The organism is Bacillus sp. 17RED48 (assembly GCF_019837545.1).
Lineage (GTDB): Bacteria > Bacillota > Bacilli > Bacillales > Bacillaceae_G > Bacillus_A > Bacillus_A wiedmannii.
In genome coordinates, this window is record NZ_JADAXG010000009.1 from 179,187 (window position 1) to 196,185 (window position 16,999).

The window sequence follows — 16,999 nt, forward strand, 5'->3', positions numbered from 1 at the left end:
TTTTATATGTGAAATTGATTTCATAAAAGATGAAATTAAAGAAGGAGAAAGAAATGAAATTGTTACAGAAAAAAGAAATTTTACTGATTAGTCTTATGTTATTCTCGATGTTCTTTGGAGCGGGGAATCTTATATTCCCACCTTTCCTTGGGTATGAAGCAGGAGAACATGTGTGGATTTCATTAGTAGGGTTTATTATATCAGCAACAGGTCTTCCTATATTGGGAGTTATTGCGATTGCAAAAGCAGGAAGCTTTCAAACGTTAGCGGGTAGGATTCATTCTTCATTCGCCATTATTTTTCCGTGTATCGTGTATTTATTTATTGGACCAGGACTTGGTATACCACGTGCAGGAAGTTTAGCTTTTGAAATGGGGCCAGGTCAGTTCTTCTCAGAAGCGGGAAGCATAGTTTTATTATGTTACACGGTTATTTTCTTTAGTATTGTGTACTGGTTAAGTTTATCACCTTCTAAATTAATGGGGTTGTTCGGAAAGGTTTTAACACCGTTATTATTAGGCATGATTGCCCTTATCTTTATAAAGAGCAAGTTTACATCAGTAGGTAGTGTGAAAGAGGCTGCTGGAAACTATGGACAAGCTCCTATGTTCCAAGGGTTTTTAGATGGGTATTTAACGATGGATGCATTAGCAGCTTTAATTTTTGGGATTGTTATTGCAAATGCTCTTCGTGCAAAAGGTATTGAAGATGATAAAGGTTTAGCGAAATATATGAGTATTGCTGGAATTGGAGCAGGACTATTATTATCTATTATTTATGTCATACTTGGATATGTTGGTTCAATTAGCGGTTCGTTAGGTACATTTGATAATGGGGCGAACGTATTAGCACAAGTGATGACGACGTTATTTGGACAAGGTGGAGTCGTTTTATTAGGTCTTATTTTTACAATCGCGTGCTTATGTGTTTCAATTGGACTTGTTACATCTTGTAGTCAATTTTTCGCAAGTGCATTTCCGAAAGTAACTTATAAAGTTTGGGCATTTATATTAAGTTTTGTTAGTATGATTTTAGCTAATTTAGGATTAACACAAATTTTAAAAGTATCAGTACCGATTCTTGGATTTATTTATCCAGTTGCATTAACACTCATTATTCTAGGGTTATTCCATAAATATATTGGAAAGTATGCATACGTATATGCAGTAACTGTTGGGATTGTAGCGGTATTTAGTGCAATCGATATTTTTAATAAAAATGTAATGATGAATCAGTGGACGTCAATATTGAAATACATTCCGTTTTATACAGAAGGTGTTGGGTGGATTGTTCCAGCTATTGTAGGTGCTTGTATTGGTGTCATCGTTAGTGTTGTTCTAAATAAGAATAAATGAGTAAAAAGGTGTTTTCCTATTTCGGAAAACACCTTTTTTTTGGAAAAATAGTATTGAAAATGAATAGACTAAGAGTATGATAAAGGTAATTGGTAATATATAGATTTTGAATAGATGATGAGGGGGGAGCGTATGAAGGAGGATTTAAATAAGAAAATAGAAGCGCTCGAAACGGCAATTGAAACGATTCAAGAAGCGCTTTTTGAATTGAAAGCAAAACAAAGAGAAATAGAAGTAGAAAATGCTCAGCAACATGTTAGTAAAGAAAAGAAAGAATATATTGAAACGGTAATGGAGGAAAAGCAAAAAGAAGAAGTAGTTACAATAAAGGAGCCCGTGCAAGAACGTGAGGTAAAACAAGTAGATATATCTGCATTTAAACCAGAACCATTTAATATTATTAAGTTTTGCCAAACTTGGTTGCCACGTATATTTGTCGGCATTATGTTACTTGGAGTAATCTGGTTATTTAAAGCAGGGGTAGATGTTGGATTATTAACACCTGTAATACGAATTGTGTTTGGTATTGTCCTATCAATCGGTTTTTATTATATAGGTGATATTCAAATTAAACGAGAGCGGCAAGCGTTGGGTTTAGTATTAGCAGGAGGAAGTATTACGGGTATAGTTTTAACGACATTTGCGGCGCATTATTTATATGGATTTATTCCAGCAAGTGTTGCGTTTGTATGTAACATTGCATGGGTCATTTTAGGTATTTATGTAGCGAAGAGGTATCAATCGGAATATCTTACTATATTCGTAGCCGTAGGAGCTTTCTTCGTGCCATTCTTATTAAATAGTACGACTCCTAATCCATATATTTTCTTTGGATATGAGACGATACTAACACTTAGCTTATTATGGTATGCGTTGAAAAATCGTTATCAGTATTTATATATGATTTCTTATGCTGTTGCTGCTATTGTCCTTTTTGTTTTCTTTGCTATTATGTCAATGTTAGTGGAGGATTTGCAAATACAGTTAACGGTTGTTTATGGTTTGATTCACTTACTATTATTTTGGCATATGTTTACGGAGAGAAGCTTTATATTAGAGCCACGCTTGGCGATATTTAGTGCGAATGCAGTTCTCTTTATATTAGCCATTTCAAAAATACCTGAATTTACAACATGGGGATTAATGATTAGTGCACTCGTGCACGCTACTATGTTCGTGTTTGAATATAGGAAGAATAGACATTCTACATTTACAAATCTTTTATTTGGTTTCGCAATGGGTGCATTTAGTTTAGCGATTTTATATGAGTATAGTTTAGTGAATGCAGCGATTGTATTATTATTACAAGGTTTCCTCGGTATGATGACTGCTATTAAAGTAAAACAACAGGTGAAATTGTATGTTAGTGCGACGATTTACGCGATTGGAATGATACAAACTATTTTTAGTCCGTTTGATCATTTCATTTCAGCTGGGTTTGTTGCTCATATTATTTTAATAGGTACATTTTATTACTGCATGAAACAAGCGAAAGATGTGTTAATGAGCTTTGGAAAATATGTTTATTCTATAGCACTCTATTGGTTTATGGTTATCGTATTTATTGCAATTACTAGAGTCGGTGAAGTGCTTTCTACAGATGGAAGTATAATAAGCGTATCTGTATCGTTATTATGGATGGTATATGCATTATTTGCAGTTTGGCTTGGACGGAATAAAAATATGAATGAAATATTGTATGCCGGCTTAGTCGTGTTAGTCGTAACGATAGGGAAGCTATTCCTTCTGGACTTACCAGAAGTATCGATGATGATCAGGGCAGTGTTATTCTTAATTGTAGGTAGTATAGGTATCGTTATTTCAAGGATGTTTTTCTCAAAAGAAGAGAAGTAAAAAGAAGGCAATCCGTATGCGGATTGCCTTTTTCATTATTTCTTATCAATTATTACAGCTTCATTGTATTTCGCTGTCGTATTTTGGCGTAGACGAAGCGTTGCTTGTCCAGCTGTATTTGAATCGATTTGTACGTTCACAATTCTCTCAGCAGAACCTAAGCTGTTTGTTGTGAAAGAGAACGCACTACTATATCCGAAAGTAGATGGCCAAGTACCATTTGTATTTTGAACTTTTGCTACTTGTGTACCGCCAGTAGTGAATATACCTAAAGAGTAATTAGTGTATGTTGTGTTTGGTAATAAGTTATTTACTTGAATTTTGATTTGGAACACTTCATTGTTTGGTAGAGTGCTAGGGTGTGTAACTACGTAGTCGTTTGCTGTTATAGCACCGTTATAACCGTATGAACCTGGTTTGAAAGTATTTGTATTAAACCATTGATAACCTGCATTTGGTGCACTCCAAGGTTCAGGTTGTGGCTCAGTTGATAAGCTTGGTTGTTCAAATGTTTGTAAAGTGGTAGGTAAATCAAGTTGTAAACCATTTACTTGATCTAAACTTGTAAATGTTTCTTTATTCGATAGCCAATTTACGATATTTTCTAGTAAGATAGCATCGTTTTCTTCTTTATAACCATCGTAAGTTTTCTTTGTTTGGCCAGAATCTTCACGAACGTATTTTGGCGTCGCATCTTCCACCGGAGAAGAGTCACCGATAAAGGCAGCTTTTCCAAGTCCTACTTTTGCGATAGCAGCATAAGGGCCTTCTGCAACACCACCGCCGTTATAAACACCGCTATCAACAGCATTATTCCATTTTGACGGGTTTTCTGGAAGATAAACAAGTCCTTTTGCTAGTTTTGGGTTTGTAATGGCTAGAGTAGAGCCAGCATGCATTGCTACAGATGAAACACCTTTTGTAATTCCGAATGATTGTTCAGGTGACACAATATTTTTAGCTGCAACATCACCGATTGCATTGTAGCGGAAGCGAATACCGAAGTTGTTAGATAGCCAATCAGAGCTTTCTACTCCTTGCATAGCTTGTGAATTTACTTCCTCACTAGACATTCCTTTTGCAGGATTATCCCATGCACCGCGTCTATATCCATTAAATACTTCAGAAGAGTCCCAGCGATTTTTATTACGATCTGCATTATAATGATCGGCAATGAAGAAGATACTGCCGCCACTTTTCACGTATTGTAACATAGCATCTTGTTCAGATTTTTTGTAAGGAATATTTGCTTCTGGAACGATAAACACATTGTAGTCTTTTAAATCTTCGTATGTAATCGGTGTTGATTTACGTAGTTCTTTTACATGATATCCGTTTTGGGCAATGCCGTTTCCGAAATCAGAAAAGCCACCATCAATAACCCAGTCAGCCGTCCCAGCAGTTTGACCGTGTGTATTATCGAATAATACTTTCTTCCCATTGTTTTGATTTACAACTTTTGCAGCAATTTCAGGAGCTGGGTCTACAGAGCTTTCTGCATAAGTAGACGGTATGAACGAAGCCCCTATACTTAGTGTAATTGCTGTTGCTAAAGAAAATGTAATCCATTTTTTATTCTTCATAGAAGAATCCCCCTAATAATAAATATATGTGCTTTAATAATGTAATTTATTTTTCTGAAAAAATAAAGACAGAAAACGTAAAAAATATTAAAAAATTGTAAAAATACCGTGAATTTTGTTGAGAAATATTTATATAGATATAAAAACATCCCTTCCAATTAATAAGGAAGGGATGTTTTGTTTAACTAATTTTTGAATTAGGTGTTTCGTCAATTTTATGGAACCCTTTCATGTAATATACGATAGCTAAACCAATAAGCCAAATAGGACCAACAATTAATGCAATTCTTGTATCTTCTGAATACGCCATTATACCTAGTACTAGTGCAAGGAAAGCGAGTGAGAAATATGAACTGAATGGATGTAAAGGCATTTTATATGTTAGCTTGTCCTTTTTATATGTTAGCTTGTCCTTTTTATCAGTTTGCAATCCTTTACGGAATTTAATTTGAGCGATTAAAATGATGCCCCAAGTCCAAATTGCCCCGAAAGTTGAAATACTAGTGAGCCATGTAAATACTTTTGCGGGCACAAGATAGTTTAATATAACACCAACGAGTAGAACGATAGCTGTTGCTACAATTCCTTGACTCGGAATGCCATTTTTATTTAAACGACCGAATCTTTCAGGAGCTTTCTTCTGCTGAGCTAGTGTATATAGCATACGGCCTGTACTAAATAAACCACCATTACAGGAAGAAAGAGCTGCTGTTAATACGACAAAGTTAATAATACCTGCTGCTTTTGCGATACCGATTTGCTGGAATGTTAATACGAATGGACTTCCTTTCTCACCAAGTTCATTCCATGGATAAATTGCCATCATAACGAATAGAGCCCCAACGTAGAACAGTAATATTCTCCAAAATACGTTATCGATTGCTTTTGCGAGTGTTTTTTTCGGATTTTGAGCTTCACCCGCTGTAACACCGATTAATTCAACGCCTAAATAAGCGAATAACACCATTTGTAAAGAGAGTAGTAACCCAGAAAAACCATTTGGGAACCAGCCACCATGTGACCAAAGGTTTGAAATACCAGTAGCGATACCACCGTTTCCGAATCCGAATAAAATAATACCAGCTCCAATAATTATCATACAGATAATTGTGACAATTTTGATGAGAGCAAACCAAAATTCAAGTTCTCCAAATACTTTTACGGATAAGAAGTTGAAGGCACTCATTAATAATAGAGCGAGTAACGCCCAAGTCCAGCGCGGGATATCTGGGAACCAGTATTGCATGTAAATGCCAGCCGCTGTAATTTCAGCCATGCAAGTAACAACCCATAAAAACCAGTAGTTCCAGCCAGTAATATAGCCAGCTAGTGGTCCAAGATAATCAGAAGCATATTTACTAAAAGAACCGGCAACAGGTTGTTCAATTGCCATTTCTCCGAGTGCTCGCATAATGAAAAAAATAACGAGTCCGGCGATCATATAACCTAGTAGAATAGAAGGGCCAGCTAGCTTAATAGCAGAAGCGGATCCTAAAAATAGTCCAACGCCAATAGCGGAGCCGAGCGACATTAAAGTAATATGTCGTTCTTTTAAACCACGGTTTAAAGTTTCAGATTTGTTTGTGTGCTGCATAAGAAGAATCCCCCTTGTAGAGTGAACGATATTTGAATGCGTTCGCTAAATGTTTAACTATTTCAAATTATAAAACATTTCTATCTGTTATGCTACAAAAATAAACATGATTAACTGTACTACATCTGTACTTGTCAGACTTAAACTTAAAATTCGAACTATTAGTGAATATATTGACTCTTCTTTTTATTGATTGTTAAGATTAAGTATTATATTTTCTCATATACTAGTAAGAAAAGAATATGTGATAATAATTCAGATGTAGGAAGGGTACATAACCATGTTTCAATTACAAAAATATAACACTTCTGTGAAGCAAGAGCTTTTAGCTGGCATCACAACTTTTTTTACATTTGCGTATATTCTTGTCATCAATCCGAAAATATTATCTGATGCAGGTGTACCATTTGATCAAGCTTTTACAGCAACTATTATTGCGACTGTTATAGGGACGCTATGTATGGCGTTTTTAGCTAACTATCCAATTGTTATTGCTCCAGCTATGGGAATGAATGCGTATTTTGCTTATTCTGTTGTTCAACAGGCAGAGGGGATTACATATGTCATTGCGTTTTCAGCAGTATTTGTAACAGGTATCATTTTTCTTTTATTATCTTTCACTTCATTTAGGCAAAAGCTAATTGTCGCAATTCCTGATAGTTTAAAACATGCAATTGCAGGTGGAATTGGACTATTTATTGCTTTTATTGGATTACGCCTTTCTGGAATTATCGTTGATCATCCATCTAATTTAGTTACGATTGGTGATTTTCATTCTCCAGCCGTTATTTTAACTTTAATTGGTTTAATATTAGCGGCGGTATTAATGGCATTACGTGTGAGTGGTGCATTATTTATTAGTATGATTGTGACAGGAGTTATCGCCTTCTTTACAGGGCAACTGAAGTTTACGGATAAAATTGTTGCGATGCCTCATTTACCAGAGGGAATTATCGTTTCAAACCCAATCAACGCCTTTTCAGATGTAATTGAATACGGATTATATGGTGTTGTATTTTCATTTTTACTTGTACTGTTATTTGATACAACAGGTGCACTACTCGGTTTAATTAAACAAGCAGGCTTAATTACAGATAATACAGAGAAACGTTTTGGTAAAGCGTTTATTGCAGATGCAATTGGCGGGACTACAGGCTCTATATTTGGAACAAGCCCAACAGCAGCGACGATTGAATCATCGGCTGGTATTGCTGCAGGTGGTAAAACAGGATTAACAGGTATTATAGTTGTCGGTCTAACGATTATAACGGCATTCTTCAGCCCTGTGATTGCTTCTTTATCAAGTGTAGCCGCTATTACAGCTCCTTCATTAATTATTGTAGGTAGTTTAATGGCGCAAAGTCTTCGTGATATTAATTGGAATGAATTTGAAGATGCATTACCAGCATTTTTAATTTTCGTTGGTATTCCGTTAACGTCTAGCATTGCGAATGGAATTGCAATTGGATTTTTAGTGTATCCAGTCTTAAAGATTGTGAAGGGGAAAGGGATGGAAGTACATCCGTTACTATACTTATTTACAATTTTATTTGGATGTCATTTATTCTTATAATATAGATATAGGAAAGGGGGCTTCTTATGAGAGGCTCCTTTTTTGTGTATAATAAGGTGAAAATTAAATTAATGTCGTAAAATATAAATTACTTAATGGAATATATATTACAATATAAGTAGAGGAGGAACATGAATGGCTGTAAGTAACATAAAAGTCGCGCGTGTTCAGTTAGATTTAACACAGCAACAATTAGCAGAAAAAGTAGGCGTTACAAGGCAAACGATTAGTTTAATTGAGAAGGGGAAATACAACCCGTCTTTAGATTTATGTTTGAAAATTTGTTATGCGGTAGACAAAACATTGAATGATTTATTTTGGGAGGAAGAGGAGTGAGGGGATGAGAATCGTGAAAGATGAACGTTTAATGATTGAGGGACTCAAACATATTAGACTCGTTTTCATCTTACAAAATATCGTCATACTAGGTGTTGTTTTTTATCGGTACGTTTTGCAAGATGCAGGATATGAAAGTGTTTCAGATTTATTAATGGTATTTATGGTCGGGATAATAGTTATTAACTTTTTAAACTTAAAAAACTCGGTGGAAGTGTATGAGCATACAGGGGGAGTATCTCGTAGTTATTTTAGGAAGCTATTATTCATTCCAGTAGGTATTGTTATTGGGATTTTAGCTATTTGTATCGTTGTAACACCGGGTATTTCGATAAAAGAAATTAGTATAACAGGACTTATTATGTTTGCTTGTTTTTTAGTTCCTAGTTTGTTTATATACATATATATGAAAAAAATAAAAAGTGAAGATTGAAATATAAGAAAAGCTTTCCCCAATATGGGGAAAGCTTTTCTTATATTCTTTTATACAGTAATTTATGAAGACCAATCGGTTCAATTTCAAAGATTTCACCATGTTCCTGGAAGCCTAAGTGCTTGTAATATTCAGCTACAGTAATTCGGCCATTACACCATAATATATTTGCTTGGCGTTCTTGCAAGACTTGCTCCGCTTTCTGAATTAAGGAGCTTCCAGCACGTTTGTTTCGAAATTCAGGTAATGTGGCCATTCCTCGTAGACGATAATGAATACCTGCTAGTAAGTCAGGGTATATCTCTTTTGAGAAGGAAGCGATACTAATTAGTTCATCGTTTATAAATGCGCCTAAGTGAAAGGTGTCCGTTTCATAGTCGGAAGAGTATTTACAATCTGCTAATGTTTGATTCGGGCGTAAAATTTTTTGACGTAATACGTAAGTTTCAGATCCCTCAATATTTTTCACGGTAATCATATTAACATCCTTTCTTATAAGGCGTTTTCTGTTAGTTGTATAAAGAAATAGGCAGGTGCGGCGAAAAGTCCGAGTATGCTAGCAGTTCCGAGAAGGAGTGAAAGTAAGAGGCAGGAGTATTTTATTCCATTCGATTTTTTCCATCCGTAGCTACAAATTTCAATGCTAACACCGATGAGAATAATGGCAACGAGTATTTCTGCTAATAATAAAAGAGCTAAAGTTACAATAGACATAATGTGATCCATCCTCATAATATGTGATAGTAACATTTTACCATATAAAATGGAAAAAAATGCCCCTCAATTATGTGAGGGGCATTTTTCTATTCTAATATGCTTTTTAGTGTATCGATATGTTCTTTTGAGCCAGTTACAAGTAATGTATCGCCGTGTTGTAGGCTTGTATCACCATGTGGGATTAATGCTTTATTACCGCGGTAAATTTGAATGACGAGTACATCGCCTAAAAATGGAAGGCGACGAAGTGCAACGCCGTTATATTTATTACTCCGTAGTTCCACTTCACGGACTGTTTCGTTTGCTGTTGTAATTAAACGAACGAGACTCGGTTTATCAATTAGTGCACGTAATAGAATGCGTGTAGAGTTAATTGTTGAGAATACGGCGATATGTTCTTGCGTTGCTTTTTCTTGTAGAAGTGGATCTTCTACACTTGCAATAACATGTTCAACACCTAGTTCTTTTGCATGTTCTGCTAATAATAAGTTTTGTTCATCATCGCTTGTTGCAACAACAACGCGATCTGCGTTAAATGCTGTTTGTTCAGTTAATGATGCGATCGTGATGTCATCTAATTTTACGATAGGGAAGTCATGTGATTTTGCTTCCTCATCATTTATTTTATTTTGACGCATCATATAAAGTGTTACGTCATAATCTTCTCGTTTTAAATCAAGTGATAACGGAAGGGTAATTCTGCTTGCGCCAATAATAGAAACTTTTGGTTTTGGTGTTTCTACTTTTGGGAACATTTTTTTAAATAATATAGGTGCAAAAATACAAGTAATAACTGCGCTTAAAATAAGGGAAGCAGATAAACTTGGACTGATGATTCCTAGTTTTTCACCAATTTGTGCAGCTGCAATAACTAAAGAAAGTGTCGATGTTAATAAGATGGCACTTCCTAGTACGATATTACGTGGATACCATTTTCGTAAGACGAGTGATGGTAACAGCTTTGAAATAAAGAGTCCCACAATTAAAATTGGGATCATTAGCATGCTAGAAGGTTCTTTAAAAATAGACCAAACTTCTAGATTCACACCAACCATTACGAAGAAAATAGGGATGAAGAAACCGTAGCCGATGGAATCCAGTTTTTCAACCATATCTTCATTTGGTGATAATAACGATACAAGTACACCCGCTAAGAAGGCACCTAAAATATTTTCAGCTCCAACAGATTCAGATAACCCAACTAATATTAAGATGAGTGCAAAAACAGCTCGTGTATCAATTTGTACACTACCAGCTTTTAAGCTATCTAAGTATGGAATGTTTTTAAAGCGTTTTGCAACGAAGTAAATAACAATACCAGCGCCGAATAGAAGAAGAAGGAGCCACATGCTTTGGCCGCTTTCGGAATTTAATCCGACGAATACAGCGAGTAAAATCATTGTAACTAAATCTGCAATAACAGCGACTAATAAAATGATTTGTCCAATTGCCGTTTTTCCTAAGTTATTCTCTTTTAATGTTGGTACGACAACACCTAAAGAAATAGTTGAAATAATTAAAGTCATAAACATTGCATTATCCACGAATCCTAGCCATACGAACAGTAATGATAGGGCATAAGATAAGATGAAAATAAATAAGAAGATAATGCTCGCTGCTTGGAATGTGTTTGGTTCGTTTGTCGTATTCTTTTTCCCTTTTTGTTTAAAGATAGAAAAATCAATTTCTAAACCGCTTAAGAACATTAAGAAGATAAATCCTAGTGTCGATAAGACTTGAAGCCACATATCTGGCTCAATAATATTAAACCCACTTTTACCTACAAAGATTCCTGCGATGATTTCTGCAACAACGACAGGAAGTGCTTTTAATTTAAAGCGTTGTAACAAAAGGGGAACGAAAAACGCGATTGCAACGACAACCATAAGTGATAGAACAGAAGTATGATGTTCCATTGCGTTCTCTCCCTTCAAATAAATATAGTACCTATTTAGCCATATAATAGGTAGAAAAGCAACGCATATGGATTCGATTTCATAAAGAAAGAGTTTTCTTAAGATTTGTCATAATAAGTATATTTTTCATGATTCTGTTGTTAATTCCGTAATGTGGATGTAATAGGGGAGGGGATAAAAAAAAGACTGCCGAGGAATCTCAGCAGTCTTTTTCATGTACATTACATTGAGAAGAAGATCCATACAGTTAAACCAACTGTTGCAGTTGCAACGAAGAAACTGTATATCATTGTAAGGACTTGAACTCTTCCTTCTCCTTCTTTTAAATGCATGAACATAATTAATTGTAACAACGCTTGCGCAACAGCCATTGCGATAATGGACGTTAATATCGTTGAAAGTGGCAAGTTTGTATAAAGTGCCACGTATAAAGCTAGGAACGTTAGTGCAAGCGATAAAATAAATCCGAAAACGTGTGACCATGGGAATCCGCTATGCGCATGCCCATTTGCTTGATTGTTATTTTGACTCATTTACGCCACCATCCCGTTCAAGTAAACTAGTGTGTAAATAAAGACCCAAACAAGATCGAGGAAATGCCAGTATAAGCTGATAATAAATACTTTACGAGCTGTAACTGGTGTTAAACCTCGTTTTAAAATTTGGATAATAACACAAATTGCCCAAATGATACCACCTGTTACGTGGGCACCATGTGTTCCAAGAAGAACGAAAAATGCAGATAGGAAAGCACTTGTTTGAAGCGTTGCGCCTTCACCAATGTACATAATGAATTCTTCAATTTCAAAGAATAGGAAACCTGCACCTAAAAGTAATGTAAGGATGAACCATCCAAGCATTGCTTTTTGGTTGTTCTTACGCATTTCGTGAATTACGATACCACATGTGAAACTACTTGTTAAAAGTAGTAATGTTTGAATTAAAAGCGTTTTAAGTTCAAACAGTTGCGCTGGAGTTGGGCCATCTGCCGTACGACCAGCAAGTACTAGATAAGAGGCGAAAAGTGTTGCGAACAGCATAATTTCAGCCCCAAGAAAAATCCAGAATCCTAGGATATTCAATCTACTTTGCTCGGATTGATATTCCAAAGGTAAGCTTTTATCTAAAGCCGCCATATCATTTCACCTCTCATGCTATATGTTCTGTTTCTTTAATTTCATCAACGCTTACGTAGTAGCCATCATCATAATCGAATGAACGATAGATTAAGCAAGCTAAAATACCAACGCCGCCGATTGCTGCAAGCCAGAACCAGCTAAATACTAATGCGAAACCTGCAAGACCGAAGAATAAAGACGCAATAATAGGCACGCCAGAGTTACTTGGCATGTGAATTGGTTTTAAATCTTCTGCTGCTGGTGTAACTGTTTCTCCGCGTTTTTTCATGTACCAGAAAGCATCAGCTTCTTTGATTTCAGGAAGTTTCGCGAAGTTGTAATGTTGTACAGGAGATTGAGTTGCCCATTCAAGTGTACGGCCATCCCATGGATCTCCAGTTGTGTCACGTTCACCGTGACGAGCACTCCAAATTACGTTGTAACAAAGAATTAGGAAACCAATACCCATCATTACCGCACCAACAGATGCGATTTGGTTTAGCCATCCCCATCCAAGACTCTCAGAGTAAGTGTACATACGACGAGTCATACCGTCTAAACCTAAGAAGTACATTGGGAAGAAACAGATGTTGAATCCGCTCATAAAGATCCAGAATGTCCATTTACCTAGGCGTTCGTTTAACATATGACCAGTCATTTTTGGATACCAGAATGTGAATCCAGCAAGCATAGCGAATACTGTACCTGCGATTAATACGTAGTGGAAATGAGCAATTAAGAAGTAGCTGTTATGGTACTGATAATCAGCTGCTGCCATACCAAGCATAACCCCTGTAACCCCACCGACTACGAAGTTTGGAATAAATGCCAATGACCAAAGCATTGGAACTGTAAAACGAATACGTCCTTTATACAGTGTAAACAACCAGTTAAAGATCTTAACCCCGGTTGGAATCGAAATCGCCATTGTCGAAATCGAGAAGAATGAGTTAACCGCTGGACCTGCACCCATCGTGAAGAAGTGATGAAGCCATACGACGAAACTTAGTAAAGAAATTGCAACCATTGAGTAGACCATCGCACTGTAACCGAATAGACGTTTACGTGAGAATGTACTAATGATTTCAGAGAAAATACCGAATGCCGGTAAAATAACGATATATACTTCAGGGTGACCCCATACCCAGAATAGGTTGGCCCATAACATTGGCATACCGCCGCTCGCCATCGTAAAGAAGTGAGCATCGAATAGACGGTCAAATGTCATTAATGCAAGAGCAACTGTTAATACTGGGAAAGCGAAAATAATGATAACTGTTGTAATTAAGATTGACCAAGTAAACATGGGCATTCTCATTAAAGTCATACCAGGTGTACGCATTTTTAAGATAGTAACAAGGAAGTTAATACCGGTCATTAGCGTACCGAGACCTGAAATCTGTAATGCAATTGCGTAGTAGTTATTTCCTACACCAGAAGTAAACTCTGTACCTGCCATTGGGAAGTAAGAAGTCCACCCAGCGTCTGGAGAACCACCGATTACGAAAGCGATGTTGAATAACATTGCTCCGACAAAGAATAACCAGAAACTTAAAGCATTTAAGAACGGATATGCAACGTCACGAGCACCAATTTGTAATGGTACTACAAGGTTCATTAATCCCATAACGAATGGCATCGCCATGAAAAGAATCATAACTGTACCATGTGTTGTGAAGATTCCGTTATAGTGTTCAGCATTTAAATAAGTTGTTTCTGGGAATGTTAACTGTGCACGGATCATTAAACCGTCCATACCACCACGGAATAACATGATAACCGCAGAAATAATATACATGGCCCCAATCTTTTTATGGTCAACAGTTGTTAACCATTCGTCCCAAAGCCATTTCCATTTTTTATACTTTGTTAGTACGAAAATGATTGCTAATGTCACAAGAACGATAGAAGCGTCTGCACCGTAAATAATCGGGTCACCTGTGACAAAGAATTCATCAAGCTTCACTGTGTTCACTCCAATCTGTTGGAATAATAGCTATTATTTTTTGTTTTTGTAGTAGTTGTAATCACAATATTCAAGTGATTTTGGATCTACGTAACTTAAGTGGTGACTAGAGAATGTCATACGACCAACTACACCAGGTTTAACAATTTCGTTGTACTTATCTTCTGTTAGTTTAGGAGCAGTTTGTTGTACTTCTTTAACCCACTTGTCATATTTCTCTTTAGTTTTTGCTTCAACTTCGAACTCCATATGTGTGAATCCTTCACCAGAGAAGTTCGCACTACGGCCTAGGTAAGAACCAGGCTTATCAGCTTGTAAATAAAGATCCATAATCATGCCATCCATAGTGTACTTCATACCACCAAGTTCTGGTACCCAGAAAGCATTCATTGGACCGACAGAAGTCAGTTTGAATTGAATTGGTACACCAGCTGGGATGTTTAAATAGTTAACGGTTTCAATTTTTTCCTCTGGGTAACTGAATAACCATTTCCAGTTTGCAGATGTAACATAAATCTCAACTGGTTTAATATGTTTGGATTCTTCCGGAACCTCTTCCGAAGCATAAGTTGCTTTTACTGTTGGAATCGATAATGCGATAACGATAATAACAGGAACAAGCGTCCAAATAATTTCTAATAATGTGTTACCGTGTTGTTCAGGTGGCTCGTAGTCCATATTCTCTGGTTTTTCACGATAACGAATCAAGATGACTGTAAACAAGATGAATACAATTGCGATAATTAATGACATAAGCAAGAATGACCAAACAATTAAATCATACTGTGCTTTTGCAACAGGTCCTTGCGGATTTAATACTGCGAGTTTCTTATCACAGCCACCGAGGAACAGAAGTAATGATAACGGAAGAAGCGAAGCCAGCTTCCAAAACGTTTTCTTTAGTTGCACGATTGAAAATCTCCTTTCTCCTTGGATTGAAACTATGCCAATAAAACAATATAAACCTATTAATTTATAGATGGCAATAGTTTTTGTGATATTGTTAAAAAATAGACACAAATGCACACTTTTTAAGGTGAATATCATTTGTAACTTGATAACATTGTAAACCATTTTCCAGTAAAAAACGTGATTGTGGAAATTTTAAGATAAATAAAGTTATACCAAGATATCCAAGAAATAGAAAAAAACTATCCTATCATAAGAAAGGTAGCTGAATATTTTGTATATTCATTTTACTTCTTTTTTTAGATTTATTTGTTGTTCAAATGTGACAACTTTTTTATATTTTAATTGGTATAAAATGCAACAAATGATCATAAATGGAATACCGCAATAAAGAGCAATTCTCTAATCTGGAATGAAAGCTAAACTAACAAATGTAATGAAATTGAGTGAAAATGCTAAGATTGGAACTATTGGATAAAATGGTGGCGATAATTTAAATCATTTTGTTCTACTTGTTGATTCATATGTCCCTCCCCCGTTATTTTCTTGTATGTATGAACTGATGTTTATTCCGAGTTTTTAAACATTAGTGGGGGATGTGACACATATTCGGCTTATTTATTATGAAATGAATGGAGTATGTAAAAATGCGAACTATGACTAAATGCTCTAAGTGTGCTTTTTGTTAATGGTATGATATATTAATTATGTTAATTATTTTGGTTTCAGCAAAACGATTCAGAAAAGCATGTTGTTTTTTCTTTTTATTAAAAATAATTAGATTTTTATAACAATTAAAGTGTGAACAATAATTCACAGAATCTTTCTAGCAAACTAGTAAGAAGAAAGGTACAATGATAAGAGGTATGTCTGTAAAATAATAATTAATGGAGTTTTGTTTAAAATGAAAAAGTTAAAATATCTTTTTGTTTTTGGAATTATATTTGCTGCCGCGTTTTTTATAGGGAAAGATAAAATTATACAAAAGGCGCAAGTGTTCCGTTTAGAGTTTCTATCTGAAATGAAAGAAGCGACTATGATTGAAAATGTTCCATTTATAAAGCAGTTACCAGAATTACCTCGTGGATGTGAAGTTACAAGTTTGGCTATGTTGCTACAATACAAAGGTATACAAGTAGATAAGATGCAACTTGCTAGCGAAATTCATCGTGTTCCATTTGAACAAAATGGTTTACGTGGAAATCCTTATGAGGGGTTCGTTGGAAATATTTATACGAAGGCAAAGCCAGGATATGGTGTATATAATCAACCCATTTTTAATTTAGCAGAAAAATATGCTCCTGAAAAAGTAGTTAATTTAACAGGTAGAGACGTGCAAGATATGTATAAAGTAGTTAGTTCCGGTTCGCCAGTATGGGTCATTATTAATACAACGTTTAAGCCACTAGCCGAGAGTAGTTTTGAAACATGGAATACAAGCTCTGGCGAAGTGAAAATTACATATTATGAACATAGTGTAGTAATAGTTGGCTATGATCAAAACTTTATATATGTAAATGATCCACTTAAAAATAATCCACGTTTTGCTGTTCCGCGTGCAGAGTTTGAGAAAGCTTGGGAGCAAATGGGGAAACAAGCGATTACTATTTTATAATAATGAAAAGTCATCTTTTTGATGGCTTTT

The 16,999-nt window shown here is 35.7% G+C and carries 15 protein-coding genes and 1 pseudogene; 6 read left to right on the forward strand and 10 right to left on the reverse strand.

Features of this window, described 5'->3' with window-relative positions:
* Positions 1 to 53 precede the first annotated feature (53 nt).
* A complete protein-coding gene (brnQ1, locus tag ILT06_RS26935; RefSeq protein WP_064477063.1) occupies positions 54 to 1,355 on the forward strand; it encodes a branched-chain amino acid transport system II carrier protein BrnQ1 in 1,302 nt (433 codons plus the stop codon).
* A 132-nt stretch (positions 1,356 to 1,487) separates the two neighbouring features.
* A complete protein-coding gene (locus ILT06_RS26940) occupies positions 1,488 to 3,209 on the forward strand; it encodes a DUF2339 domain-containing protein (protein ID WP_154131426.1) in 1,722 nt (573 codons plus the stop codon).
* A 35-nt stretch (positions 3,210 to 3,244) separates the two neighbouring features.
* Here the strand turns inward: ILT06_RS26940 and ILT06_RS26945 are convergent, their stop codons facing one another.
* Both ILT06_RS26945 and ILT06_RS26950 read right to left on the reverse strand, forming a co-directional pair.
* Positions 3,245 to 4,792, reverse strand: a complete 1,548-nt coding sequence (locus ILT06_RS26945; RefSeq protein ID WP_064477061.1) for a hypothetical protein — start codon at positions 4,790 to 4,792, stop codon at positions 3,245 to 3,247.
* Positions 4,793 to 4,973: 181 nt separating this feature from the next.
* A complete protein-coding gene (locus ILT06_RS26950) occupies positions 4,974 to 6,386 on the reverse strand; it encodes an amino acid permease (RefSeq protein WP_222655669.1) in 1,413 nt (470 codons plus the stop codon).
* 280 nt (positions 6,387 to 6,666) lie between these two features.
* Here ILT06_RS26950 and ILT06_RS26955 point away from each other — a divergent pair, with 280 nt between their 5' ends.
* The 3 genes from ILT06_RS26955 to ILT06_RS26965 all read left to right on the forward strand — a co-directional run bounded on the left by ILT06_RS26955 (position 6,667) and on the right by ILT06_RS26965 (position 8,728).
* Positions 6,667 to 7,959, forward strand: a complete 1,293-nt coding sequence (locus ILT06_RS26955; protein WP_222655670.1) for an NCS2 family permease — start codon at positions 6,667 to 6,669, stop codon at positions 7,957 to 7,959.
* A gap of 135 nt (positions 7,960 to 8,094) precedes the next feature.
* Positions 8,095 to 8,295, forward strand: a complete 201-nt coding sequence (locus ILT06_RS26960; protein ID WP_154131428.1) for a helix-turn-helix transcriptional regulator — start codon at positions 8,095 to 8,097, stop codon at positions 8,293 to 8,295.
* A gap of 4 nt (positions 8,296 to 8,299) precedes the next feature.
* Entirely contained in the window at positions 8,300 to 8,728 is a 429-nt protein-coding gene (locus tag ILT06_RS26965; protein ID WP_064477059.1) for a hypothetical protein, read from the forward strand.
* Positions 8,729 to 8,768: 40 nt separating this feature from the next.
* On the opposite strand, the gene ILT06_RS26970 is transcribed toward ILT06_RS26965, so the two are convergent.
* From ILT06_RS26970 to ILT06_RS27005, 8 genes and pseudogenes are all read right to left on the reverse strand, one after another.
* Entirely contained in the window at positions 8,769 to 9,206 is a 438-nt protein-coding gene (locus tag ILT06_RS26970) for a GNAT family N-acetyltransferase (protein ID WP_098111217.1), read from the reverse strand.
* Positions 9,207 to 9,220: 14 nt separating this feature from the next.
* Complete coding sequence (locus ILT06_RS26975) at positions 9,221 to 9,478, reverse strand: DUF4022 family protein (RefSeq protein WP_000926994.1); 258 nt, start codon at positions 9,476 to 9,478, stop codon at positions 9,221 to 9,223.
* A 53-nt stretch (positions 9,479 to 9,531) separates the two neighbouring features.
* Positions 9,532 to 11,361, reverse strand: coding sequence for a monovalent cation:proton antiporter family protein (locus ILT06_RS26980; RefSeq protein ID WP_137051869.1), 1,830 nt, complete (start codon positions 11,359 to 11,361; stop codon positions 9,532 to 9,534).
* A gap of 221 nt (positions 11,362 to 11,582) precedes the next feature.
* On the reverse strand, positions 11,583 to 11,894 hold the full coding sequence (qoxD, locus tag ILT06_RS26985; RefSeq protein ID WP_063263756.1) for a cytochrome aa3 quinol oxidase subunit IV: 312 nt from the start codon (positions 11,892 to 11,894) through the stop codon (positions 11,583 to 11,585).
* Complete coding sequence (gene qoxC / locus ILT06_RS26990) at positions 11,895 to 12,497, reverse strand: cytochrome aa3 quinol oxidase subunit III (RefSeq protein ID WP_048562935.1); 603 nt, start codon at positions 12,495 to 12,497, stop codon at positions 11,895 to 11,897.
* Positions 12,498 to 12,510: 13 nt separating this feature from the next.
* A complete protein-coding gene (gene qoxB / locus ILT06_RS26995) occupies positions 12,511 to 14,445 on the reverse strand; it encodes a cytochrome aa3 quinol oxidase subunit I (RefSeq protein WP_048562936.1) in 1,935 nt (644 codons plus the stop codon).
* Between the two features lie 33 nt (positions 14,446 to 14,478).
* Positions 14,479 to 15,354 (reverse strand): cytochrome aa3 quinol oxidase subunit II, encoded by an 876-nt coding sequence (locus tag ILT06_RS27000; RefSeq protein WP_001176181.1) that lies wholly within the window; start codon positions 15,352 to 15,354, stop codon positions 14,479 to 14,481.
* Positions 15,355 to 15,636: 282 nt separating this feature from the next.
* A pseudogene (locus ILT06_RS27005) lies at positions 15,637 to 15,857 on the reverse strand (amino acid permease); the annotation flags it as partial.
* 401 nt (positions 15,858 to 16,258) lie between these two features.
* Here ILT06_RS27005 and ILT06_RS27010 point away from each other — a divergent pair.
* Positions 16,259 to 16,969, forward strand: a complete 711-nt coding sequence (locus tag ILT06_RS27010) for a C39 family peptidase (protein WP_088046958.1) — start codon at positions 16,259 to 16,261, stop codon at positions 16,967 to 16,969.
* The last annotated feature ends 30 nt before the right edge of the window (positions 16,970 to 16,999 follow it).

What these genes read in the sequence shown, in the direction of transcription:
- brnQ1 (WP_064477063.1), top strand. Translation starts at nt 54, where the DNA reads ATGAAATTGTTACAGAAAAAAGAAATTTTACTGATTAGTCTTATGTTA.
- ILT06_RS26940 (WP_154131426.1), top strand. Translation starts at nt 1,488, where the DNA reads ATGAAGGAGGATTTAAATAAGAAAATAGAAGCGCTCGAAACGGCAATT.
- ILT06_RS26945 (WP_064477061.1), bottom strand. Translation starts at nt 4,792, where the DNA reads ATGAAGAATAAAAAATGGATTACATTTTCTTTAGCAACAGCAATTACA.
- ILT06_RS26950 (WP_222655669.1), bottom strand. Translation starts at nt 6,386, where the DNA reads ATGCAGCACACAAACAAATCTGAAACTTTAAACCGTGGTTTAAAAGAA.
- ILT06_RS26955 (WP_222655670.1), top strand. Translation starts at nt 6,667, where the DNA reads ATGTTTCAATTACAAAAATATAACACTTCTGTGAAGCAAGAGCTTTTA.
- ILT06_RS26960 (WP_154131428.1), top strand. Translation starts at nt 8,095, where the DNA reads ATGGCTGTAAGTAACATAAAAGTCGCGCGTGTTCAGTTAGATTTAACA.
- ILT06_RS26965 (WP_064477059.1), top strand. Translation starts at nt 8,300, where the DNA reads ATGAGAATCGTGAAAGATGAACGTTTAATGATTGAGGGACTCAAACAT.
- ILT06_RS26970 (WP_098111217.1), bottom strand. Translation starts at nt 9,206, where the DNA reads ATGATTACCGTGAAAAATATTGAGGGATCTGAAACTTACGTATTACGT.
- ILT06_RS26975 (WP_000926994.1), bottom strand. Translation starts at nt 9,478, where the DNA reads ATGTTACTATCACATATTATGAGGATGGATCACATTATGTCTATTGTA.
- ILT06_RS26980 (WP_137051869.1), bottom strand. Translation starts at nt 11,361, where the DNA reads ATGGAACATCATACTTCTGTTCTATCACTTATGGTTGTCGTTGCAATC.
- qoxD (WP_063263756.1), bottom strand. Translation starts at nt 11,894, where the DNA reads ATGAGTCAAAATAACAATCAAGCAAATGGGCATGCGCATAGCGGATTC.
- qoxC (WP_048562935.1), bottom strand. Translation starts at nt 12,497, where the DNA reads ATGGCGGCTTTAGATAAAAGCTTACCTTTGGAATATCAATCCGAGCAA.
- ILT06_RS27010 (WP_088046958.1), top strand. Translation starts at nt 16,259, where the DNA reads ATGAAAAAGTTAAAATATCTTTTTGTTTTTGGAATTATATTTGCTGCC.